General features: G+C 50.7%; 18 protein-coding genes. 3 read left to right on the top strand and 15 right to left on the bottom strand.

Annotation, left to right across the window (positions count from 1 at the left end; genetic code table 11):
- Positions 1-260: 260 nt before the first annotated feature.
- The 13 genes from MJX74_RS12555 to MJX74_RS12615 form a co-directional block, all read right to left on the bottom strand.
- A complete protein-coding gene (locus MJX74_RS12555) occupies positions 261-1217 on the bottom strand; it encodes a sugar kinase (protein ID WP_240223179.1) in 957 nt (318 codons plus the stop codon).
- Positions 1218-1228: 11 nt separating this feature from the next.
- Positions 1229-1897, bottom strand: coding sequence for a bifunctional 4-hydroxy-2-oxoglutarate aldolase/2-dehydro-3-deoxy-phosphogluconate aldolase (gene eda / locus MJX74_RS12560; RefSeq protein WP_240223180.1), 669 nt, complete (start codon positions 1895-1897; stop codon positions 1229-1231).
- On the bottom strand, positions 1897-3366 hold the full coding sequence (locus MJX74_RS12565; protein WP_240223181.1) for a mannitol dehydrogenase family protein: 1470 nt from the start codon (positions 3364-3366) through the stop codon (positions 1897-1899). Before MJX74_RS12565 ends, eda begins: the two co-directional genes overlap by 1 nt.
- A 334-nt stretch (positions 3367-3700) precedes the next feature.
- Complete coding sequence (uxaC, locus tag MJX74_RS12570; protein ID WP_240223182.1) at positions 3701-5125, bottom strand: glucuronate isomerase; 1425 nt, start codon at positions 5123-5125, stop codon at positions 3701-3703.
- A 55-nt stretch (positions 5126-5180) separates the two neighbouring features.
- Entirely contained in the window at positions 5181-6737 is a 1557-nt protein-coding gene (locus MJX74_RS12575; protein ID WP_240223183.1) for a UxaA family hydrolase, read from the bottom strand.
- 274 nt (positions 6738-7011) lie between these two features.
- The gene (locus MJX74_RS12580) at positions 7012-8457 is read right to left on the bottom strand and encodes a glycoside hydrolase family 28 protein (RefSeq protein ID WP_240223184.1); all 1446 of its coding nucleotides are present in this window, start codon (positions 8455-8457) and stop codon (positions 7012-7014) included.
- A gap of 183 nt (positions 8458-8640) precedes the next feature.
- Positions 8641-9675, bottom strand: coding sequence for a LacI family DNA-binding transcriptional regulator (locus MJX74_RS12585; protein ID WP_240223185.1), 1035 nt, complete (start codon positions 9673-9675; stop codon positions 8641-8643).
- Between the two features lie 10 nt (positions 9676-9685).
- Entirely contained in the window at positions 9686-10471 is a 786-nt protein-coding gene (locus tag MJX74_RS12590; protein WP_240223186.1) for an IclR family transcriptional regulator, read from the bottom strand.
- Positions 10472-10529: 58 nt separating this feature from the next.
- Positions 10530-11825 carry a TRAP transporter large permease gene (locus MJX74_RS12595; RefSeq protein ID WP_240223187.1) on the bottom strand — a complete coding sequence of 432 codons (1296 nt, stop codon included), beginning with the start codon at positions 11823-11825 and terminating at the stop codon, positions 10530-10532.
- Positions 11825-12325, bottom strand: coding sequence for a TRAP transporter small permease (locus MJX74_RS12600; RefSeq protein ID WP_240223188.1), 501 nt, complete (start codon positions 12323-12325; stop codon positions 11825-11827). The genes MJX74_RS12595 and MJX74_RS12600 overlap by 1 nt, the downstream gene beginning before the upstream one ends.
- Complete coding sequence (locus tag MJX74_RS12605; RefSeq protein ID WP_240223189.1) at positions 12318-13325, bottom strand: TRAP transporter substrate-binding protein; 1008 nt, start codon at positions 13323-13325, stop codon at positions 12318-12320. Before MJX74_RS12605 ends, MJX74_RS12600 begins: the two co-directional genes overlap by 8 nt.
- Positions 13326-13411: 86 nt before the next feature.
- Positions 13412-14254 carry a 5-dehydro-4-deoxy-D-glucuronate isomerase gene (kduI, locus tag MJX74_RS12610; protein ID WP_240223190.1) on the bottom strand — a complete coding sequence of 281 codons (843 nt, stop codon included), beginning with the start codon at positions 14252-14254 and terminating at the stop codon, positions 13412-13414.
- A 28-nt stretch (positions 14255-14282) separates the two neighbouring features.
- Positions 14283-15041 carry an SDR family oxidoreductase gene (locus MJX74_RS12615; RefSeq protein WP_275692771.1) on the bottom strand — a complete coding sequence of 253 codons (759 nt, stop codon included), beginning with the start codon at positions 15039-15041 and terminating at the stop codon, positions 14283-14285.
- Between the two features lie 374 nt (positions 15042-15415).
- Here MJX74_RS12615 and MJX74_RS12620 point away from each other — a divergent pair, with 374 nt between their 5' ends.
- The 3 genes from MJX74_RS12620 to MJX74_RS12630 all read left to right on the top strand — a co-directional run bounded on the left by MJX74_RS12620 (position 15416) and on the right by MJX74_RS12630 (position 21661).
- On the top strand, positions 15416-18199 hold the full coding sequence (locus tag MJX74_RS12620; RefSeq protein ID WP_240223191.1) for a TonB-dependent receptor: 2784 nt from the start codon (positions 15416-15418) through the stop codon (positions 18197-18199).
- Positions 18200-18324: 125 nt separating this feature from the next.
- Positions 18325-20793, top strand: a complete 2469-nt coding sequence (locus tag MJX74_RS12625; RefSeq protein ID WP_240223192.1) for a glycoside hydrolase family 88 protein — start codon at positions 18325-18327, stop codon at positions 20791-20793.
- A 115-nt stretch (positions 20794-20908) separates the two neighbouring features.
- The gene (locus MJX74_RS12630; RefSeq protein ID WP_240223193.1) at positions 20909-21661 is read left to right on the top strand and encodes a rhamnogalacturonan acetylesterase; all 753 of its coding nucleotides are present in this window, start codon (positions 20909-20911) and stop codon (positions 21659-21661) included.
- A gap of 44 nt (positions 21662-21705) precedes the next feature.
- Here MJX74_RS12630 and grpE read toward each other — a convergent pair whose 3' ends face one another.
- Both grpE and hrcA read right to left on the bottom strand, forming a co-directional pair.
- Complete coding sequence (gene grpE / locus MJX74_RS12635) at positions 21706-22269, bottom strand: nucleotide exchange factor GrpE (RefSeq protein WP_068228780.1); 564 nt, start codon at positions 22267-22269, stop codon at positions 21706-21708.
- 30 nt (positions 22270-22299) lie between these two features.
- Positions 22300-23331: a heat-inducible transcriptional repressor HrcA gene (gene hrcA, locus MJX74_RS12640; RefSeq protein WP_068228777.1), complete on the bottom strand. Its 1032-nt coding sequence runs from the start codon at positions 23329-23331 to the stop codon at positions 22300-22302.
- Positions 23332-23435 lie beyond the last annotated feature (104 nt).

Genomic DNA, 23435 nt, shown 5'->3' on the forward strand with positions numbered 1-23435 from the left:
CGGTGATACATCAATCGTTAGCTGTGCGCTTCGGGGTTCCAACCTGCTTTTGACGTTTTGCTACAGCGAGAATCGGTTTGCTGTAAGCTGACCGTTGAAGGCATGGATGCCTGACAAATTCGTCCGGAACGAATTTGAACAGCTCCGCTGGTCCAACGGACAAACTTCACGGATGAAGTTTGTAATCGAGCCTACAGGGACGTATTCACGGCGTGTCAGCGTGAGCAAACCGGTTCGTGCCGAAGCCACTGAACCCTTGGCTACTTCACAAACAGCGAAGGCCGGTTCTGCGCCCAAAAGCCGTTAAAGTGATCCTTGCTGACAATAGCGCCGGTGTGTTCAACGACAAAGCCCGCTAAACGAGCAGCAAACTTCACTGCATGCTGCGGCGCTATACCACCTAAACGCGCTGCCAGATAACCGCCGTTAAATGAATCGCCGGCTGCCGTGGTATCTACTACCTTCTTAACCGGATGCGCCAGCGCCGTAAAACCCTGTTGCTGATAGCGGCCGTTAATACCGTTTTTGCCATCTTTAACAATAATTTCGGCCACACCCAGCTCTGTTAACTGCTCAACCACATCATTGGTGGTTTGTGCATCAAATAACACGCGATGATCGTCCAGCCCCGGCAGCGCCATATCAGCCAGGCTGTAAGCCTGAATAAAGGCCGCTTTGGCTGCATCAGCGTTTTGCCAAAGCGCCGGGCGGTAATTCGGATCAAAGATAATCTGGCTGCCATCGGCTTTTAACCGGCTAACCAGCTCGAACAATTGGACTCTGTCGGCATCAGATAAAATCGCCAGCGTAATGCCGGAGAAATAAAACATATCGCAGCCTTTAATAGCATCGTAATTTAACTGGGCGTTAAAACACTGCAATACCTGTTTAGCGGCAGAGCTGTCGCGCCAGTAAACAAAACTGCGCTCGCCAAACGCATCGGTATTAATCATATACAGGCCGGGCCGGGCAGTTTTGGTGCGCAGCATCAGGCTGGTGTCTATTTTTTCCCGCTCAACGGCGCGTACCAGCTTGTCACTGATAAGATCAGTACCGACTGCAGTAAAAAACTGCACATCGACCGGGTTTTCGCAGGTACGCTTTAAGTACACGGCGGTATTAAACACATCTCCGGCAAAATTCTGGTGATAGACATTGTCGACCAACTGATAAAGCTCGACCATGCACTCGCCCATAATGACAATACGTTTGCTCATGCCGATGCTCCTTAAGCTGCGGTTTTAATCTGTCTGGCAATGGCGGTCGCTTCAGCGGCCAGTGTCGTAATTTGGCTCCACTGCTGTGCTTTTACCAGATTAGCCGGGGTTAACCAGGAGCCGCCAACCACAAACACATTTTTCAGCGCCAAAAACTCAGCCAGATTATGCTGGCCAATACCGCCGGTGGGGCAAAATTTTACTTGCTGGAATACACCGCTAAGGGCTTTTAGCATTTCAATGCCGCCGGATAAATGCGCCGGGAAAAACTTTACTTCGCGCAAACCATATTCGTACGCCATAGCAATTTCCGACGGTGTCGCCACACCCGGTGCCAGTGGCAAACCGGTATCGATCATCGCTTCAAGCAACTTTGGCGTGCTGGCAGGGCTAACCAGAAACTGCGCACCAGCGTCTTTACACGCATTGGCATCAGCTGCCGATAATATAGTGCCGGCACCGACCAATAAATCTGGCAAGGCAGTGCGAATAGCGGTAATGGCGGCTAACGCCTGGCGTGTACGCAGCACTACTTCTACTGAACCGACGCCGCCATCCTGCAAAGCTTTGGCAATCAGTACCGCTTCGTGCGGCGTCTCTGCCTGAATAATGGGTAATAATGCCGGACCTTTCACCAAAGACGACAGCTGAGACGATAACAATGGAGGTAAAGATGACATTAAATATCTCCTGCATAGGCCACCAGCGCTGCGGCTGGACGGGAAACTAATTGCTGATAAGCAGTATGCACTGCGCTAAAGAAGGTTTTGTTTAAACTCAGTTCTGCCGGGAACACGGCATCAACGGCTAAAAACAGCGCCACATCGGTATCGGCATTACCGGCACACTGAGCCGCAACGGCCAGTAGCTGTTCTGCTAACGGGTCGACTAATTTTTCGTTGTCGCTATGGCGCTTAACAATAAAACAGCACCAGGCAGCGATGGCAAACGCCAGTTTGTCGATCGGTTTACCTGCGGCTAAGTTATCGCTAATGGCAGGCAGAATTCGCATCGGCAGCTTTTGCGAACCGTCCCAGGCAATTTGTGCCAGCAAATGGCGGATGGCCGGGTTACGAAACCGCGCTAATATATCCTCACTGTACTGCTTAACATCCAGCTCGGCCGGTGCTTTGAATGATGGCATAATTTCAGCAGTAATCATCTGCTGAATAAACTGCGTTAGCACTTCATCCTGCATGGCATCGAATACGGTTTCATAGCCAAGCAAACAGCCAACATAGGCCAGGGTGGAATGCGGTGCATTGAGTAAACGCAGTTTGGCTTTTTCAAAGGCGGTGACGTCCTGAGCGTAAATCACCCCGGCTTGCTGCCACGCTGGCCGGTCTGCAGGTAAGATATCTTCAATCACCCACTGCACAAAAGCTTCGCGTTTAATGGGCCAGTTATCCTGTACACCCAGCACGTCTGCCACCTGGGCTTTAATGGCATCGTCGGTAGCCGGTGTAATGCTGTCGACCATAGTGCAGGGGCTGATCAACTGCTGGCTTAACCAGTTGGCGATATTGGGGTCTTTTTGTTCAGCAAAGGCAATGAGTGCGTTACGCAGCTTATGGCCGTTGTCGGTCAGGTTGTCACAGCTAATGACGCAAAACGGCGCGATATTGGCTTGATAACGCGCCGCCAGAGCGGTAAACAATAAGCCAATGGCTGTGTTAGGTTGACCGCTACCGCTTAAGTCTTGCTGAATTTGGCTATGGCTTAAATCCAGCTTGCCGCTGCCGTTTAAGCAGTAACCTTTTTCGGTAATGGTCATGGTAACGTATTTGGTGCTGGCGGCAGTTAAGCGCGCTAATACTTGTGGGTATTGCTCGCTGGCGATCAGTACTTCCTGCACCGAGCCGATAACCTGATAGCTTTGTACGGCATCAAGCACGGCCAGGGTATATAAACCATCTTGCGGTGATAATGCCTGGCTGACATCGGGTGATCGCATTGATACGGCGCTGATGGCCCAATCGCCGCCAAATTGCAGTGCCTGTTCGGTATACCAGGCTTGATGGCCGCGGAAAAAGGCGCCGGGGCCTAAATGCACTATGCCAATTTGTGGCTTGTGTTCGTCCAGCCGGTAAGCCGGAATTGGCAGTTTGCCGTTTAGGCTTGCCAGAGTCTGATTGTTTAGTTGTGTCATCAGTTTTTTGCCATTTGATTTAGGCTCCGCGGTCAGACAGCACACAAAGACGTCGTAAATACGTCCCTGTAGACTCCTCTGCCGCATCCATGCGGCAGACGCTTTGTTTAGCTGTCTGCCCGCTGCGCTTTTCTGCAATGTAGGCTTGGGCAGTTTGTTACACGCAGAGACGTCGTGAATACATCCTTGTAGACTTACAAACTGCTTCCTGCAGTTTGCCCTTCGGGTGGCTATGCCATTCAAATTCATTCCCGAAGAATTTGTCTCTCCAGCATCCCTGCTGGAGACGCTCTGCTTAGTAACAATCTGCCCCGCTATAACGTTCTGTTTATTGTTACTTCAACTGATACGCTTTCTTTACCAGGCCATAGGTCAGCTCGTAGGCTAACTCACCGGCTTCTTCTTCGGTTAAGCGATGCTCGGCCACTAAGCCTGCCAGGAAGCGGCAGTCTATGCGCCTTGCTACGTCGTGCCGTGCCGGAATAGATAAAAACGCCCGCGTATCATCGTTAAAACCCACAGTATTATAAAAACCGGCAGTTTCGGTTACCTGATGGCGGAAACGCAGCATACCTTCCGGGCTGTCATGGAACCACCAGGCCGGGCCGAGTTTTAGCGCAGGGTAATGGCCTGCCAGTGGCGCCAGTTCGCGGGCATAGGTGGTTTCGTCCAGTGTAAACAAAATAATGTTTAAGCTGGCTTCGTTACCGTATTTCTGTAGCAAAGGTTTCAGGTTTTGTACGTACTCGGTTGGGCTCGGAATATCCGCGCCTTTGTCGGCACCAAAACGCTCGAAAATCACCTGGTTGTGGTTACGGTGTGCGCCGGGGTGAATTTGCATTGTCATGCCATCTTCCAGGCTCATGCCGGCCATTTCGGTCAGCATCTGGCCGCGAAACAGCTCTGTTTCTGCTGCTGTGGCTTTACCGCTTAAACAGCGTTGAAATAATGCCGCGGCATCTTTCATGGCTAAGTCTGCCGTAATGGCGGTAGGGTGGCCGTGATCTGTTGCCGTAGCGCCGTGCTCACGAAACACCTTACGGCGCTTACGCAATGCTGTCAGATAACCCTGCCAGCTCTTGGTATCTTCGCCGGTAATTTCGCCCAGTTTAGCCACGTTGGCGGCAAAATCAGCGCGGTCGGCGTCAACAACATCGTCGGGGCGAAAGGTGGTGATAACCCGGGTTTCAAAGCCGGTGCCTTTTAGTTTGGCGTGGTGTTTTAAATCGTTCAGTGCGCCTTCGGTGGTGGCAATCAGCTCGATATTAAAACGCTCTAACAAAGCACGCGGTTTAAACTCAGGCTTGGCCAGCTGAGCGTTAATGCTGTCGTAGTAATGATCAGCAGTTTCTTCACACAAAGTTTCGGTTAAACCAAATACATCGTGAAATACCGTGTCGAGCCAAATGCGCGAAGGTGTGCCGCGAAACAGGTAATAGTGCTTGGCAAAAATATGGAAGATTTTGCGATAGTCACTCTCAACTACTGCGCCGTCCTTACGGCGGATACCTAACTCTTCGAGCTTAATGCCCTGGCTGTACAACATACGAAACACATAGTGATCCGGCAGCAGCAATAACGCAGTGGCATTGTCCCAGTTGGCGTCTTCAGCAAACCAACGTGGATCGGTATGGCCGTGCGGGCTAACGATCGGCAAGTCTTTAATTTGCTGATATAAACGCCGGGCGATATCACGCACCACCGGATCTGACGGAAATAAGCGGTCTGGGTGCAATTCTAAGCGACGACTCTGTGCCATTTTCAAGTCCTGTTATAAAAAGTGTTTAAATTCAATATTTCATTAATTTCACGCATCAGAGCGTCACGCCATTTTTCCAGATGGCTATCTCGCGGTTATCTGATTGCTCATTGCGTGTGGCTTTGCCGGAGGCAACATCGATCAGATAACGGAAAAAGTCATGGCTAAACTGCTCGGCGTCCTGGCCTTTTTTCAGCAGGCCGCCGGCGTCAAAATCAATCCACTGTGGCTTGCGTGAGGCCAGCGAAGAATTGGACGAAATTTTAACTGTCGGTGCCGGAAACCCCAGCGGCGTGCCACGGCCGGTGGTAAACAACAATAAAGTTGCGCCGGCAGCGGTTAAAGCAGTGGATGACACCGCATCATTGCCCGGCCCTTCCAGCAGGGTTAAGCCACTTTGGCTGGCCATATCGCCGTAGCGGATCACCTGGTTGACTACCGCCGAACCGCCTTTTTGAATGGCGCCAAGCGATTTTTCTTCCAGCGTGGTTAAGCCGCCATCTTTATTGCCCGGGCTCGGGTTTTCATACACCGGCTGTTTGTTGTCGATAAAGTACTGCTTAAAGTCATTTACCAGGGTCACAATATCGCCAAACACCTGCTCATTCTGCGCGCGGGCCATAAACACTTGCTCGGCACCAAACATTTCCGGCGTTTCGGTCAGTACTACCTTGCCTTTACCGGCAGCGACTAAATCGGCTATGCGGCCAACCAGCGGGTTCGCAGTTAAACCGCTTAAGCCATCCGAGCCACCGCATTTCATCCCCATCACTAAATCAGATACCGGGCACGGCGTGCGCTTATCATCGCGCATTCTGGCTACGAGCTCTTCAACTGCAGCTAAGCCCTGCTCTATTTCATCTTCCACCTGTTGGGCGTTAAAAGAGCGGATACGGCTTAAATCAACGCCTTCGCTTGCTGCCAGTAATTTGCTTAGCTGATTGTTTTCACAGCCTAAACCCATCACCAGCACACCACCGGCATTGGGGTGTTGAATAAGCCCGGCCAGTAAGCGGCGGGTGTGGTCTAAATCATCACCGAGCTGCGAACAGCCAAACGGATGGGTAAAAGCATAAATACCGTCGATATCATCGCTGTATAGCTTACGCGCCTGCTCGGCCACCCGCATCGCGGCGCGGTTAACGCAGCCTACAGTATTGATGATCCACAACTCGTTACGGGTACCTACTTTGCCATTGCCGCGGCGATAACCCATAAATTCGGTGGGTAAACCGGCCGGAAACGCCAACGGTTGCGCCTGACAGCCGCTATAGCGGTAGTCGACCTGGCCGCTTAACAGCGTAGCAAGATTATGCGAGTGAATATGCTCACCGGCTTTAATATCAGTAGTAGCGGCACCGATGGCAAAGCCGTATTTAATCACCGGCTCGCCTTTGGCTATGTTTGCCAATGCCACTTTATGCCCGGCCGGTACGGCCTGCTGTGCAGTTAACTGCGCAAACGGTTCTGGCAGTGCCACGCCCTGCGCTAGTGGTTGCAATGCAACCACTACGTTGTCGCGCGGGTGTACCTGCAACACCTGTAATTGCTCGCCGATATCTGCCGGTGTACTTAGCTTGGTACTGCAACCGGGTTTTAATTCTGTGCTCATGTTCAGCCTTCCTGCACCTTGTCTAGCGGTGGCAAACTGGGTTTAAAAAACGTTGTTCGGGACTGTAGCAGGTGGAAACCGGCTTGCCCTAAACCAACCGTTGAAGCTCTGGGGCCGGACAAATTCGCCTGGAGCGAATTTGAACAGCTCCGCTGGCCCATCGGGCAAACTTCACGGATGAAGTTTGTAATCGAGCCTACAGGGACGTATTCACGGCGTGTTGGTGTGGGCAAACCGGTTTGCGCCCCCGCGGCTGCAACCACACTCATACCAGTCACAATGTTAATGCTTCACCATTTAAGGTCAGATCGAACTGATCAATCTGCGCCACATTCTCCAGCACGCCAATGCTGGCGGTCTGGTTAAACTGCACATGGTGCAAACTGACACCACTAATCGGCGCCCGCTCAAAACCGCGCAGTTCAAAGGCACGCTGCGCTTTTTGTACGCGTAAATTGCTGATATGCAAATTCTTTACCTGTGGCAGGTGCTGGCCAGCATCGCCCTCTTCATAGAAGAAGTTAATCACGATAGCGTCTTTTACTTCGCCAATATCAATATCGCGGATATAGATATTTTCAATTAAGCCGCCACGTACCGAGTTGGTTTTAATACGAATACCGCGCTCTAAATCCGGGCTGCTCATACGGCAACGGCGGGCGAAAATATTACGTGCGCCACCGGAAATTTCACTGCCCAACACCACACCACCGTGGCCGGCGCGCATCATACAATCCTGGATCACCACATTTTGTACCGGCGTTGCCAAACGGCGGCCGTCATTATTGCGGCCGGATTTCAGCGCAATACAATCATCGCCGGTATCAAACAAACAGTTTTCAATTAACACCCGGTTACTGGATTCCGGGTTGCAGCCATCAGAATTTGGCCCGTGGCTGACACAGTTTACACCGCGCACTATCACATCTTCTGACAGCACCGGGTTAATCAACCAAAATGGCGAGTTACGAATGGTAATGCCTTCAATCAGTACCCGCTTACAGCGATACGGTTGAATAAATGGTGGCCGTAAGTAGTTTTTGGCAAACACACGCTCTGCCACAGGTACACCGGCTTCAGCCATATCAAACAATGGCGTGCGGGTGTTTGCCTGATCAGTTTTCGCGTCCAACTGCCACGGGGTATGTTTCCATTTACCTTTCCATGGCCACCATTGGGTGTTGCTGCCGTTGCCTTCAACGATACCTTCACCGGTAACAGCGATGTTTTCCTGCTCAAAAGCGTAAATCAGCGGCGAGTAGCCCATCAACTCTACACCTTCCCAACGGGTGAATACCGCTGGCAGGTAGCGCTCTGGTTCAGCGTAAAACGATAATACGGCATCTTTTTGCAGGTGCAGGTTAACGTTAGATTTTAAATGTACCGGGCCGGTGTTAAAGCGCCCGGCAGGCACCACTACGCGGCCACCGCCTGCAGAAGCACAAGCCGCAATAGCTGCGTTAATGGCAGCGCTGCTGTCAAAATCTGCTACGGCTTTGGCACCAAACGTTGTAATAACAAAATCGCGTTTGGCAAAAGACGTCGGGGCAATGCTGGCAATAATGGCATCAGCCTGCTGCCATAACACATTGTCGGCAGCATCACTGGATGAGGTTGCTACAGCAGAGACAGACGAACAGCCGTTTAATGACCATAAAGATAAGCCTGCACCAGCCAGGCCTAAGGTTTTTAAATGTTGTCGCTTCTGCTTATCTGTCATTAGTCACCTCTTTTTATGGCCGCAGTTATTATTTTCAGCGGCGCCTTTACCCTGTTTACAGCTTAATTACGTTAGCTATTGATACTATAATAACCAATCTGCCACCGGTGGCAAGTAAATCGGCAAACTTTTTGCCAGCGGTAGCAAAAAAGTGTGCTTTAGTTAAAACACAATTTAAACAGCTTAGTTGCTGCTTTCAATTACACGGGCGGTAGACTCGCGCACTACCAGGGTTGGTGCTACTTTGGCAGCCACGTTAGATGCAGCTTTATCGTTATTTTCTATCGACATAATCAGCTTACTGGTGGCCAGCAATGCCATTTGCCGCACCGGCCGTTTTATAGTGGTTAACGCTGGAATCACCCGCGAGGCCAGCATATTGTCATCAAAACCTGCTACCGAGAGCTGGTCAGGCACTTTAATACCCAGGCTGTGCGCTACCTTTAATACGCCGGCGGCCATCTGGTCATTATTGGCAAAAATGGCTGTCGGCCTTTCCTCTGCCTGCAGCAACTGGCGCGCACATTCGATACCGGTTTCGTAGGTATTATTACCTTCAATAATCCAGTCTGGCCGCAGTTTAATACCATAGGCCGATAGTCCCAACTGAAAACCTTCCATCCGCTCGGTTGACGATTTATAACGCTGGGGCCCGCTGATAAAGGCAATATGTTCATGCCCCAACTGAGCAAAATAACGCGCCATTTCGGCAGCTGCAGCTCTGTCGTCTGACACGACGATGTGTTTGGCGTCATCCAGCGCTACTGAGCTTAAGCGCACATAAGCACTGCCGGATTCTTTTAGCGCCTGCGCCAGAGTTTCAGATTCCGACACCGGTGGCAGCACGATAACGCCATCCAGCTTAGAGCGCTGCATAAAGCGCAGGCAGTCCTGTACCAGAGTTTCACTGCGATAGCGGCATGGGTGCACTACCAGCTCATAGCCCAGGTTCGAGCACACTTCCAATACACCACGCTGTACATCATCCAGATAGAGCGCATCGGGGTTGTCATAAATCAGGCCGAGCAAGTACGAGCGGCTGGATGCCAAACCTCGCGCCTGGGCATTAGGCGAATACTTTAATTCGCTGATCACCTTTTCTACCCGGGTACGGGTGGTATCACCGACACTAAGCGAACCATTAATAACTCTGGACACCGTGCGTTTAGATACACCGGCAATACGGGCAACATCATTTATCGTGGCTTGTTTTTGCATAAGTCTCATCTTATTGACCACGCGCACTGTTAGCGACCAGCTGCGGCCTGTAGGTACAAAGTGCGATATCGATCGCCGTTTGTTTTACGCTGGCGATAAGATCGGTTTGGGCTTTTTTAGCGAATAGCACCAGCGGCCCGGTAACACCGACAGCGGCCACTACAGCACCCTGGCTGTCGCGAATTGGCACCGCCAGACAGCGCACATCGTCATGGTATTCCATATCGTCGCTAGCATAACCGCGTGCCAGTATCCGCTGCAACTCTGTTGTTAACTCATTTGGCTGCACCAGGCTGTGCGAAGTGCGCCGCTTAAACAAATCTGCTTCGGCTAACACCGTTAACCTGTCAAAATGATGAAATGCCAAAAACACCTTGCCCGCAGCAGAGCAGTTAAAATCGGCTATGGTGCCCGGCCTGGCCGCTAAACGTTGTGGATTAGGGCTGTCGCATACTTCTACCAGCAAAGCGCCTTTGGCATGTGGCAATGCCAGATGGCAACTTAAGCCGGTAGTCAGCGCCAGTTGCTGCAGCATTGGCAAAGCCTGCTGCTGCAAACGCTGCGAACTTAATAAACTCAGACCCATTTTAAACAGCTGCGCCCCTACCAGGTAGCGCTTGCCGTGTTTTTCCAGCACCTGCTCCTGGCACAGGGTTTGTAAAATGCGAAACGCTGTAGTGCGCGGCACCGCTAAACGCTGTTCCAACTCGGTTAAACTCAGGCCCTGATCCGACTCTGTCACCAGCGACAGAATACGGCAGGCATTGGCCAGATTGGGGATCACGTAGCTTACCATGGGTTAACTCCTGAGTTTACGATCTGTTGAAAACCAAGTTGGTTAAGTAACAAGCCAGTTAAAAGCCAAACTGCGCGGGTAACCATTCACTGATCGCCGGCACATAGGTTACCAGCATCAGCACCAGAAACATGGCCAGATACAACGGCATTAGCGGCCGTAAAATGGCTTCAAGCTTGGTTTTGGCAATAGCACAGCTAACAAACAGCACGCTGCCCACCGGCGGTGATACCAGGCCAATAGACAAATTCAGTACCATCATAATGCCAAAATGCAGCGGGCTCATGCCCAGCTCTACCGCTACCGGCAGGAAAATCGGCGTGAAAATCAGCACCGCCGGCGTCATGTCCATAAAGGCGCCTACCAGCAGTAAAATCAGGTTAATCATCAGCAGAATTAATAGCGGGTTTTCACTGATTGTCAGCATCCCGGTACTAATGGCTTGCGGAATTTGCTCATAAGATAAAATCCATGACATAGCCGATGAGGTAGCAATAAGCGCCAGCACGATAGCCGTGGTTTCTGCCGACTTCATTAAAATGCCCGGCAGTTCCGTGGTTTTTACTTCACGGTAAATACCTACCGCCAGGATCAGCGAATACACCACAGCAATAGCGCCAGCCTCAGTGGCAGTAAATACGCCGCTGACAATACCGCCAATCACCAGAAATATCATAAACAAGCTGGGTAAGGCGGCCGCCACTTTTTGTACCACCAACTTTAATGGCAAGCGCGCGCCTACCGGGTAACCCTTTATTTTGGCGTAACCGGCACAGACAATCATTAACGACAGGCCAAGCAAAATACCTGGCAAATAACCGGCGATAAACAGTGCAGCAATCGATACGCCACCGCTGGCAATGGCGTACACAATAAGAATATTACTGGGCGGAATAAGCATACCGGTAGTTGCCGCCGCCGCTGTTACCGCTGCACTGTAGTTTACGTCGTAGCCCTGTTTTTTCATTTCCGGCAGCATAAAGCTGCCAATGGCTGAGGTTGCAGCAACGGCAGAGCCTGAGATCGCACCGAAAAACATACAGGACATCACATTAACCAGCGCCAAACCGCCCGGCAACATGCCCACCAGCGCCATCGCACACTCAATAAGCCGTTTGGCAATGCCGCCGCGGCCCATAATCAGCCCTGACAGTACAAAAAACGGAATAGCCAGCAGTGCAAAGCTGTTAATACCACCGGCCATACGCTGCGCCATGGTAGTAACTGCAGGCATAAAATCTACGCTTAGCAGCATCGTGGCCAATGTTGCCAGGCCAATACAAAATGAAATAGGTACGTTAAGTAGCAATAAGCCGAAAAACACCAGCAGTAAAACCAGAATTGCCATTTCCATTATTGCATCCCCTCTACTACCGGTGTCGGTTTGTTACAAGCCATAAAGTACAACTGGCAAATACCATAAAACGCAATCAGCACACCGGATAACGGCACCGCAACGTAGATATAGGCCATTTTAATATCCAGTGCGGCTGACATCTGGTTCAGCTCATACGTCAGCGCAACCAGGTTACCGCCGCCAACCACCATTACGGCAATAGCAAAAATAACAACCGACGCGGTCAGCACCATTGCCAACTTACGTTGCAACGCAGCATTAAACCGGCGGGTAACAATGTCCAGCCCCAGATGCACACCGGTACGGTAGGCAAATGCAGCCCCTACCATACCAATCCAGATTAAGAAGGTACGGGACAACTCTTCAGTAATTGAGCTGGGCGCATTTAATATGTAACGCGACACAACCTGCCAGCACACCACCAGCACTATGCCGCCCATTAGCCCGGCCAGAAACCACTTAAGCAAGCTATCAACTACGTGGATTAACTTAGTCATTTTTTGCCTCCATTTGCGCACCTATATCTGCAATTTGCTGCAGTAAGGGGCCAATATCGGTTTGTTGCAGGCTTTGATGAAACGGCGCTACCGCATCGCGAAACGGCTGTTTATCGGGGTAAATAACTTTTACGCCGGCGGCTTTCACAGCAGCCAGTGCTTCATCAGAAGACTGCTGCCAGGCCTCGCGCTGGTAGGCGATAGAATCATTAGCGGCACGCTGCAGCCATTCCTGTTGCTGGGGAGTCAGATCCTGCCACACCGGCAAGCTGACAATCAGCACATCCGGCACTGCGGTATGTTCGTCCAGGGTGTAGTATTTGCTTAATTCATAATGGCGCGACAAGTAAAAGCTTGGCGGGTTATTTTCTGCCCCATCTACCACGCCCTGCTGCAGGGCAGTATACAGCTCACCCCAATCTACCGGTGTGGCGGCGCCACCTAACTCCTCAACCATCCGCACGGCGGTTTGGCTGGCCAACACACGGAACTTTTTGCCACGTAAATCAGCCGGGGTATTAATTTCAGTATTGGTAGAGTAAAAACTGCGGCTACCAGCATCATAGTAGCCCAGGCCACGTAAGCGTGCCGGTTGCAATGCCATCAGCAATTCAGTGCCGGTTTTGCCGTTTAACACCTGCCATAAATGGGCGTTGTCATTAAAAATATAGGGCACACTAAATACACGCATTTGCGGTACAAAACTTTCTACTGAGCTAGCCGACACCTTTGTCATCGCCAGGCTGCCAATTTGCAGCAGTTCAACTAATTCGCGTTCATTACCAAGCTGGCCGCCGCTGTAAATATCAACCTGCATAGTGCCGTTGGAGTAATACTCAAGGCGCTCGCCCATTAATACCATGGCTTTGTGCACCACATGTTCCTGATCCAGCGCATGTGCCAGACGCAAGGTTGTAACGTCCTGCTGTGGCTTGCAGCCAAGCAAAAATGCAGCCGCTACCAACAGCAGGCCGCTGGCCCACCGGATAATAATTCTCATAACTCGTCCTACCCTGTTGGAGTGGCATATCTTGCTGCATGCCTTACTCGGTACGATTGCTGCCATTGGCAGCGAAAGGCCAGTTGCTACTTCATTGCACTGGCAGGAAATTTATCCATATCGTGGTAGTCCAGGTTTTCCCCGGCCATACCCCAGATAAAGGCATAATTACTGGTGCCACAACCGCTGTGAATAGACCACGCCGGTGACACTACCGCCTGCTCATTAGCCACCCAAATATGCCGGGTTTCTTGCGGCTGGCCCATAAAGTGGCACACACGCTGATCATCACCGAGGTTGAAATAGAAATAGGCTTCCATGCGCCGGTCATGCTGGTGCGCCGGCATGGTGTTCCATACGCTGCCGGGTTTGAGCACCGTTAAGCCCATTTGCAACTGGCAGGTTTGCACCACATCGTTAATCATCAACTGGTGAATAGCGCGCTCGTTCGATGTTTCCAGCGCACCCATTTGCAGTACAGTGCAGTTATCCATCGTCAGGTGCTTGGTGGGGTAAGCATGATGCGCCGGGGCCGAATTTAAATAGAATTTTGCCGGCGTTGCGCTGTCGCTACTGTGAAAGCTCACCTCGCGTGCGCCCATGCCAACATACAGCGCTTCCGTGTTCTTCAGCTCGTAATCGGTGCCATCGACAGACACTTTGCCGGTACCGCCCACGTTGATAATACCCAGCTCACGGCGCTGCAGAAAAAACTGCGCTTTCAGCGGCTCTGGTGCGTCAAGCTTTACCGCGTTTTTTACCGGCACGGCGCTACCAACAATAACGCGCTCGTAATGGGTGTAACACAACACCAGCTTGTCGGCTTGCATCAGGTTATCTACCAGAAAATGCTGGCGCAGTTCGTCAGTGTCATAGTGCTTTACGTCATCCGGATGTGTCGGGTAACGGCTTTCAAATAAAACAGTCATAAAAAACCTCAGTTGAAAAGTAAAGTGTTTAGCGCGCCAGCCAGCCGCCATCTACCGCCAGGACATGGCCATTAACATAATTACTGGCGTTTGAAGCCAGAAATACCGCGGCGCCGGCTAAATCTTCCGGTTCGCCCCAGCGTGCTGCCGGAATACGCGCAGTAATAGCAGCGTTACGCTCGGTATCGGCTTGCAACGCAGCAGTGTTGTCGGTACGGAAATAACCCGGCGCAATGGCATTAACCTGAATATTGTGCTGCGCCCATTCGTTAGCCAGCGCTTTAGTTACGCCGGCAATAGCATGTTTGCTGGCGGTGTACGCCGGCACGGTAATACCGCCGCTGTAGGATAACATTGAGGCGATATTAATAATTTTACCCTGCTGGCGTTTAATCATTTCGGCACCCAAACGCTGGCTTAGCAAAAATGCTGCATCTAGGTTTACTGCAATCACTTTGTGCCACTCGTTCATCGGGAACTGATGTGCCGGGGCCCGGAAAATAGTCCCGCCGCAGTTCACCAGAATATCAACTGCGCCTTGCGCCAGCGCCTGCTGCGCTAACTGCTCTACTGCAGCTTCATTACTTAAATCTGCCGCTAAACCAATGGCCTCGCCGCCCTGCTCGGTAATCATTGCTACTGTATCGCGGCTGCCTGCAATGGTTGAACTGGCACACAGCACTTTGGCACCGGCCTGTGCCAGCGCTACAGCAATAGCCTGGCCCAAACCCCGGCTGGCGCCAGTGACCAAAGCGGTCTGCCCGGCGAGAGAAAATAATGCTGCCATAATGGCCTCCTGTGTTTAAATAAACCTTGCCATCCCGATATTTCGTTCATATATGGAACAAAATTAAAATTCGAAACAACTCTAAAATATCAAAAAATCAATCAGTTAAGCCATACTGGCGTGTTTTACTTACAAATTAGGCTGATTTTATTCTCGCCAATAATTGACAGATTTTAGTTGATGGTGTTAGCTTTTTGCCATCGGTGGCACAAAATTGCAAGTTTTTTTTGCCACCGGTAGACAAAACATATAGGCTGAATACGAAACAAGCAAATCAACAGGGAGCAAAGTCACTTTGCTTCTGAAAAAACACAAAAAGCCGGGGCATGACTCAGGCTAAAACTACAAGTCAATTCAGGACGAGGTATATAAAAATGGCTTATCGCAACACGCAATTCCGCCCTACTAAGCTGGTGCGCGCGCTTACGCTGGCCGGCTTAGCTACCGTGCTTGGCGTTGCTCCGGCACTGCAGGCACAACAGGCCGAAGAGCAACCAGCAGCACAGGTACAGGAAGAAGACATTGAAGTTATTACCGTAACCGGTGGCTTTCGTGGCAGCCTGGCCAGTGCTTTAAACCAAAAGCGCTTTGAAACCGGATCTACTGACACCATTAAAGCTGAAGATATCGCCGACTTCCCGGATCTTAACTTAGCAGAATCTTTACAGCGTATTCCTGGTGTAGCAATTAGCCGTGCCGCCGGTGAAGGCCGGCAAATTTCAGTACGCGGCCTTGGCCCAGATTTCACCCGCGTACGCATTAACGGCATGGAAGCGCAGTCTACCAGCGGCGGTACTGACCAGATTGGTGGTGCTAACCGTGGCCGGGGTTTTGACTTTAACACCTTTTCATCTGATTTATTTAGCGAGCTGACGGTACGTAAAACCGCCTCTGCCAATATTGAAGAAGGCTCGTTAGGCGCCACAGTCGATCTGCGCACCGCACGCCCATTCGATTATGACGGTTTAACCTTTGCTGCTAACGTACAGGCCGGTTACAACGATTTATCTGAAGAAGTCGACCCTAAGGCCTCGTTTTTAGTCAGCAATATTTTTGCAGACGGTAAATTTGGTGCTTTATTCTCACTTGCGATGTCTGAACGTAATGTAAAAGACGAAGGTGCCAGTACCGTGCGCTGGGCTGACGCAAATGACTTTGGCCGCTACCAGGGTACAGCCCCCACAGAAGCAAACCCGGTTATCCCGGAACTAGACGCCATTAACGACGCGTTTCGTCCGCGTTTACCGCGTTACGATTCATACACCCATAACGTTAAACGTACCGGCGCAGCGGCAGCGTTTGAATTCCGCCCCAGCCTGGAAACGCGCTTTAATTTAGATATTCTGTACGCAAAAGATGACTCTACACGTCAGGAAGTATTTACTCAGGGCATCTTAAATGGCAGCAATACTAGTGATATGAACGTGTTGGATTACGAGATTGATAATACCAATACTGTTACCTACGCTGCTTTTGAAGATGCCACAGTGCGCAATGAAAACCGCTACGATGAACTGGGTACAGAGTTTCTGCAGGTTAGCTTAAGTGCGCAGCACCAGCTAACCGATGACTTAAAAATTGACGGTATGATTGGCCGGGCTAAATCTGAGTTTGATAACCCGATTCAAACCACGGTAGTGATGCAAAAGACCGGTGTCGATTTTAGCTATGATTACCGCGGTGGCAAACGCCAGGCGCCAGAGTTATTGTTTGGGCAAGAGGTATATGAGGCCGATGGCTGGACGACGAACAGCGTGCGCCTGCGCCCGTTAGGTGCCGAAAACACCTTCGACACTGCCGCGCTTAACCTGGAATATATTTTGACTGAAAGCCTGACCCTGCGCGGTGGCGTGCATTACAAAAACTTTGAATTTGAAACTTATGAAGCGCGCCGTCTTCCAGAAGACTCGGCGGGTATTGTGATGACACCGGATCTGATCATGAGTTATAACGCTGGTCTGGGTTCACAAGGGGCCTGGCTGATACCAGACCTTGCTGCAATTGATGCCGCTTATGATATTTATAGTAACACCGGTGCCTTTGAAGTCAGTGCCCAAAACCGTCTGGCCGATAACTATAGCGCCGAAGAAAAAACCCTGGGCACTTACCTACAGCTGGCGTTTGAAACCGAAGTGGGCGATACCGTTATCCGCGGCGATGTCGGCGGCCGCTATGTTAAAACTGACCAGTCTTCAACAGCCTGGGCAAAGCTTGGTGGCGCAGACCAGCAAATTACTGCCAAGCATGAGTACAGTGAGTTTTTACCATCACTGAACCTGGTATTTGAACCGCTGGAAGATGTGATTATCCGTTTTGGTTACGCAGAAGTTATGGCCCGTGCTGGCCTTGGCAGTATTCGTCCGAACTCATCAGTATCGGTATCAGGCAGTTCACGTAGCATAAGCGGTGGCAACCCGACACTGGAACCGACCAAAGCCAAAACCTATGACTTAGGCTTAGAACTGTACTTTGATAATGAATCACTGTTAGGTGTTGCCGTATTCCGTAAAGATATCGACAGCTACGTACAGGGCTTACGTCAAACCAAACTATTTACAGAGACGGGGTTACCGGTTGAGGCCGCGATAGATGCCTGTAACGCTGGTCCGGATGGTTACGGTGCAAATTGTAACGAGAACATGCAGTGGGATACCAATACCCCGCTGAATGGCCCCGGCGGTAATCTGTATGGCTTTGAAGTGCAGTATCAGATGCCATTTACCTTCCTGCCAGAAGGCTGGGATCGCTTTGGCTTTATCGGTAACTACACCTATGTAAAAGCGCAGATGGACTATGTCAACACAGATGGCCAAATTCTGGCTACCCGTGATTTACAGGGCTTATCTGAATCTACCCGCAGCGCTACGCTGTACTATGAAGATGAAAAGTTCAGCGCGCGGGTGTCGTTAACCGATCGCTCGGATTACCTGACTAACGCACTGGGCCGTAATGGCAATGATATGGAAGGTACCAACGCCACCCGTAACATTGATGCCGCCATGTCATATCAGCTTACTGAGAAGTGGAAAGTCAGCTTAGAAGCCCTTAACCTGACCGACGAAGTAGATGATCAATGGGTAGACTCAAGCGGCAACCGCTTAACTTACTACCATGCTACAGGTCGCCAGTATTACTTAGGCGCTCAGTACAAGTTCTGATATCGCCTCTGTGCACTACCCGCTATGCTCCGGCATAGCGGTTTTAGTTTCTCCCGGTAAACGCTGCGCCACGGAAGGCCCGTTTTACTAAGCATGGACGTACGAATTGTAATAACAGGTACCTTATGGCCCGCATTCTTTTTGGCAAAACTTTGTTAAGTATCAGCATTGCCACAGTTGTCAGCGCTTGCTCGCCGCAACCTACTGCTACGGCACCGCAGCCAGTGAGCAACAACGACAGCAGCATTGCCAACCTCAGCATCAGTAACCCATCCACTTTTGCACGTAAAGAACAAAACCTGCTGCTGCCATTTACCGATCTTGGTGTAACAGCCAGCCAGGCTCAGGCACTGGTGGCGCTGGAAGGCGGTAATACAGTGCCGTCACAACTGATTGACCACAACGGCGATGGCAGTAAAGACAGCTTGTTATTACAGTTTGATTTCGCTGCAGTTGAGACAAAACAATTGCAGATTATTAATGATACTGCGTTGTTTAATTCCCAGCAGTTAGCCAAACGTACTCAGGCCGAAATTTCGCGCAAAACCGGCGGGCAATGGCAAGATACCAAGTACGTTGGCGGTAGTTTCGAAAATGTCAGCGAGCTTACCCCACCTGCGCAATATACTGATCATTCAGAGTGGATCCGCTACGAAGGCCCGGGCATAGAATCCGATAAAGTCGGCTACCGTATTTATCTGGACTGGCGCAACGGCTTTGATGTATTTGGCAATAAAACCGGCAAGCCGGTGCTGCATCAGGTAGGGCTGGATGGTTATCAGTCATACCATGAAATGACCGACTGGGGCATGGATCTGCTCAAAGTGGGTAAATCCCTTGGTGCCGGTGGCTACGGTTACTGGGATGGCGAAAAGGTGCAGCTGGTATCCACTGTCAGCGGCCACACCGCCAAAGTGATTGAAAACGGCGCTTTATATTCTGCATTGCAAATTCAGTATAAAGACTGGCAAATTGCCGGTAAAACCACCAATTTAACAGCAAACCTGTCCATGACAGCCGGCAGCCGCTTAGTGCATACCCGCCTGTCTTTAACCGAACCACTGGACAATATCGCCATCGGTTTAGTACGCCTGCCTGACACCAAAGTTTTGCATGGTAAATCAGAAGTGACCGGCCACAGCTGGACCTATCTGGCCACCTGGGGCGAGCAAACCCTGACCGGTGGTAACGATAAACTGGGCATGGCCATTTTGTATAAACGTGGTGCCAATAAACAGCTGACCGGCGACGAGAACAGCCATGTTGCAGTAATGACACCATCAGGCACCGAGCTGGAATATTATTTTCTTTCGGCCTGGGATGGTGAGCCGGGCGGCATTAAAACCGAAGCCGAGTTTGTTGCATACCTTGAACAGGAAGTAGAACAGCTTACGCTGACATCCAGGTTATCTCTTAAAACCGCACTGTCTGAGCAGCAAAAAGCCGGTGCTTTAACTGCTGACGTAGCGTTAAACTGGAGCGAGCGTTTAGCTGCCAGCGAAATGGTACGGCAAACCCCTCACTATGCTTATGGTGGCTGGGATTACGAGCGCCAGCGCCCAAGCAAATGGGAATACACTACCGGTTTACAGCTGCAAGCCTATGACGACCTGCTTAAAGTTAAACCTAATGCTAAGTGGCAACAGGTGCTGACGGAGGTTATCGACTCTTTTATTACCAGCGATGGTGATATCCGCACGTACAAAATCAGTAACCATAATATCGACAGTTTAAATACCGGCAATATGCTGCTACGTGAATACCAGCGTAACCCCAAGCCAGAGTATAAACAGGCACTGGATTTACTGCGTAAGCAGTTAGCTGAACATCCGCGCACGTCTGAAGGTGCCTTCTGGCATAAACAAATTTACCCGCATCAGCTGTGGCTGGACGGCGTTTATATGGGCATGCCCTTTTTAGCTAACTACAGCAAAGCGTTTGAACAAGGCCATGCTTTTGATGAAGTGGTAAAAGAATTTACCATCAGCCGCGACAAACTGCGCGACCCCAACACCGGTTTGTACTATCACGCCTGGGATGAAAGCCGCACGCAAGATTGGGCCGATAAAGACACCGGCCTGGCCAGCCAGTTCTGGGGCCGGGGTTTAGGCTGGCTGGCGATGGCGTTAGTGGATGTGCTGGAGATTATTCCTGAAGATCAAACCGCACTGCGCCAGCCATTACTGGATATGGCAGCAGAACTGGCCGAAGCGTTGGTAAAAGTACAGCATGACAGCGGCGCCTGGTATCAGATCCTGGATAAACCCAACGCACCGGGTAATTATTTAGAATCGTCCGCCAGCGGCATGTTTACTTACTTTTTTGCTAAAGGCGTAAATAACGGGTATCTGGATGCCCGCTATAAAGCTACCGCAATAAAAGCTTACGAAGGTCTGGTAAATGAATTTATTCTGGTCCACCCGGATAACAGCGTAAGTTTAGTCAATACCTGTCAGGTAGCCGGTTTAGGCTTTGGCCGTGATGGCAGCTATGACTACTATATGAGTGAACCGGTATTTCGTAACGACGCTAAAGCCAACGGCCCCTTTATTATGGCCGGCGTGCAAATAGCCAAATTACTTGGCACTCACTAAGTTTCTTCCCGGTGAATTAGGCCGGCGTTAGCCGGCCATTTTTTCAGCCAGCCACTACTCATCTCATTCTGCTGTAACAGTTACAACACTCTGGCAGATAAATAAGGAATAGCCGATGAAATACCTTGTGATCATAGCTCTATGCTTTGGCATATTTCAGGTAAACGCCGCCGCACTGCAGCCGGTAAAACTGCACCTGGTAGGCGATTCTACCATGTCGAATAAACCCAACCTGGCCTACCCTGAGCGCGGCTGGGGCCAGTTGCTGCCACAGTTTTTATTGCCACAGCTAACTGTAGTGAACCATGCTGCAAATGGCCGCAGCACACGGCGCTTTTTAACTGAAGGCCGCTGGCAATTACTGTTAAGCGAGCTTGGCAACGGCGATTATGTACTAATCCAATTTGGCCATAACGATTCAAAGGAGTCAGACCCGGCGCGTTATGCCGCTTTTGACAGTGATTATCAGACATTTTTAACACAATTTATTGCTGATGTGCGTGAGCGTGGCGCCACGCCAATGCTGGCAAGCTCAATTTGCCGGCGTAACTTTGCCGAAGATGGCAGCTTAAAACGTGATCTGGCCGATTACGCCAGTGCCGCTGCCAAAGTAGCCAAGGAAACAAAAGTCAGCTTTTTTGACTTACAGCAGCTAAGTTGTGATTTCTGGCAACAGCAGGGTAAAGATAACAGCCAGCCATATTTTATTCAGGTACCGGCAAGTTTGTATCAAAAGTTCCCCGACGGCAAAGTGGATAACACCCACCTGACACTGCAAGGTGCCAGCAAAATAGCGCAGTTTTTTGTCCAGGATTTAACACAACAGCAGCATCCGCTGGCAGCTTATGTGTACCGCGAATTGCTGTAAAAAAACCGGCGTAAAGCCGGTTTGTTTTCGCAATATAGCTGACCTTAGTCAGGCGCTTTAGACACACCTACCATTGCCGGGCGTAATAAACGGCCGTTTAACTCGTAGCCCTTTTGCATTACAAAGGTAACGGTATTAGGTGCAACATCTGCAGATGGCTGAATACTCATCGCCTGATGATGCTCAGGGTTAAATGGCTGGCCTTGCGGGTCGATTTGGTTTACGCCGTATTTAGCTACCGTATCCAGGAAGCTTTTCAGGGTCAGCTCAACGCCTTCAACCACACCTTTTAACGCTTCATCTTCACGGTTAATAAAGCCCAGCGCCCGCTCCAGGTTATCTACCACCGGTAACAAGTCACCGGCAAATTTCTCCAGGGCAAACTTATGGGCTTTTTCTACGTCCATCGTGGCACGGCGACGCACGTTTTCAGATTCGGCTTTAATACGCAGCATTAAATCCTGCTGCTCTGCCACACGGGCGTTAGCGTCGGCCAATTCGGCTTCAAGTTTGGCAATAATTGCCTGCTCACCCGACAGCTCTACTGTGTCGGCATGCTCGTTGGCTTGCTCTGGCGCATTATCGTTTGGCTGGTGTTGCTCTGTCATGTGTTACTACTCCCAAATTAAGTAGGTGTATTATGGGGATACCTGGCGCCGATTCAAGTTTAAATTTAATTGGCGCGCACAGGCTTCCACTAAGGGGATCAGCCGGGCGTAATTCATTCTGCGCGGCCCCAGTAAAGCAATAAAACGTTTTGGCTGTTGCTGATAACGCTGCACTATGACACTGACATTAGCCAGCTCAATAAAACCAGACTCTTTACCCAGCAATAATTTTGGCTGATCATCCTGCGTTACGGTTTGTAACAGGCGGATCAGGCCGTCGGGCTGTTCCAGCATCTGCATCACCTGCTGCAGCGCAGGGTTTTGCTGGTATTCCGGCGCCAGCAATAACTGGTGCTGGCCATAAATTAATGGCTGATGCTGCTGCAGTTCATCCAGGCTCAGTTGCCCCAGCACTTTTTGCAATAATTGCTGACACAAGCCGGTTTCGTTACGCACTATGCTGCCAAGCCGTTCGATACCATCCTGCCACTGCCCGCCACCGCCTAAAGCCGCGTTTAATAAACACAGCACTTTGCTTAATGTATTGCTGTCTATCGCGCTTTCACAGTGCAGCACCCGGTGCAAAATATCACCATCTTCATCTATTACCACCAGCAGTAATCTGTCACTGGCCAGGCGCACTAAATCAATCTGCCGGACAATACGGCCGTCGGCTTTAGGCGCACTGACAATAGCGACAAAGCCGGTAAGGTTAGTCAGTAACTGTCCGGCTTGCTGGCACAATAACGACACCGGCAACTGCGGCGTAAGCCTGCGCTGTAACTCATTATTCCACATACTGGTAAGCGGCTGCAGTTGCAGCATCTTGTCGATAAATAAACGAATGCCAGCCGTAGTGGGTATACGCCCGGCCGAGGTATGCGGCGAGCGGATTAAGCCCTGCTGCTCCAGTGCCATCATAGTATTACGCACCGTAGCCGAACTTACCGCCAACTGAGCATGATCCGCCAGCAACTTTGATGATACCGGCTGGCCATCCAGCAGATACTGCTCAACAATCAGCTTTAAAATCAACTCAGATCGGTTTAGGGCTAACGTCATGCGACATACTCACTTCATCAATGAGCTTGGATATGGGGGCAATAAGTACCAATTCAAGTAAAACACGGCCTAGTGTCCAACGCGTGCTGCCGTTATACTGCCCT

Source organism: Rheinheimera hassiensis, from assembly GCF_022436675.1.
Lineage (GTDB): Bacteria > Pseudomonadota > Gammaproteobacteria > Enterobacterales > Alteromonadaceae > Alishewanella > Alishewanella hassiensis.

Excerpts from the sequence above, each read along its gene's own strand:
- MJX74_RS12555 (WP_240223179.1), bottom strand. The coding sequence starts at position 1,217 with ATGAGCAAACGTATTGTCATTATGGGCGAGTGCATGGTCGAGCTTTAT.
- eda (WP_240223180.1), bottom strand. The coding sequence starts at position 1,897 with ATGTCATCTTTACCTCCATTGTTATCGTCTCAGCTGTCGTCTTTGGTG.
- MJX74_RS12565 (WP_240223181.1), bottom strand. The coding sequence starts at position 3,366 with ATGACACAACTAAACAATCAGACTCTGGCAAGCCTAAACGGCAAACTG.
- uxaC (WP_240223182.1), bottom strand. The coding sequence starts at position 5,125 with ATGGCACAGAGTCGTCGCTTAGAATTGCACCCAGACCGCTTATTTCCG.
- MJX74_RS12575 (WP_240223183.1), bottom strand. The coding sequence starts at position 6,737 with ATGAGCACAGAATTAAAACCCGGTTGCAGTACCAAGCTAAGTACACCG.
- MJX74_RS12580 (WP_240223184.1), bottom strand. The coding sequence starts at position 8,457 with ATGACAGATAAGCAGAAGCGACAACATTTAAAAACCTTAGGCCTGGCT.
- MJX74_RS12585 (WP_240223185.1), bottom strand. The coding sequence starts at position 9,675 with ATGCAAAAACAAGCCACGATAAATGATGTTGCCCGTATTGCCGGTGTA.
- MJX74_RS12590 (WP_240223186.1), bottom strand. The coding sequence starts at position 10,471 with ATGGTAAGCTACGTGATCCCCAATCTGGCCAATGCCTGCCGTATTCTG.
- MJX74_RS12595 (WP_240223187.1), bottom strand. The coding sequence starts at position 11,825 with ATGGAAATGGCAATTCTGGTTTTACTGCTGGTGTTTTTCGGCTTATTG.
- MJX74_RS12600 (WP_240223188.1), bottom strand. The coding sequence starts at position 12,325 with ATGACTAAGTTAATCCACGTAGTTGATAGCTTGCTTAAGTGGTTTCTG.
- MJX74_RS12605 (WP_240223189.1), bottom strand. The coding sequence starts at position 13,325 with ATGAGAATTATTATCCGGTGGGCCAGCGGCCTGCTGTTGGTAGCGGCT.
- kduI (WP_240223190.1), bottom strand. The coding sequence starts at position 14,254 with ATGACTGTTTTATTTGAAAGCCGTTACCCGACACATCCGGATGACGTA.
- MJX74_RS12615 (WP_275692771.1), bottom strand. The coding sequence starts at position 15,041 with ATGGCAGCATTATTTTCTCTCGCCGGGCAGACCGCTTTGGTCACTGGC.
- MJX74_RS12620 (WP_240223191.1), top strand. The coding sequence starts at position 15,416 with ATGGCTTATCGCAACACGCAATTCCGCCCTACTAAGCTGGTGCGCGCG.
- MJX74_RS12625 (WP_240223192.1), top strand. The coding sequence starts at position 18,325 with ATGGCCCGCATTCTTTTTGGCAAAACTTTGTTAAGTATCAGCATTGCC.
- MJX74_RS12630 (WP_240223193.1), top strand. The coding sequence starts at position 20,909 with ATGAAATACCTTGTGATCATAGCTCTATGCTTTGGCATATTTCAGGTA.
- grpE (WP_068228780.1), bottom strand. The coding sequence starts at position 22,269 with ATGACAGAGCAACACCAGCCAAACGATAATGCGCCAGAGCAAGCCAAC.
- hrcA (WP_068228777.1), bottom strand. The coding sequence starts at position 23,331 with ATGACGTTAGCCCTAAACCGATCTGAGTTGATTTTAAAGCTGATTGTT.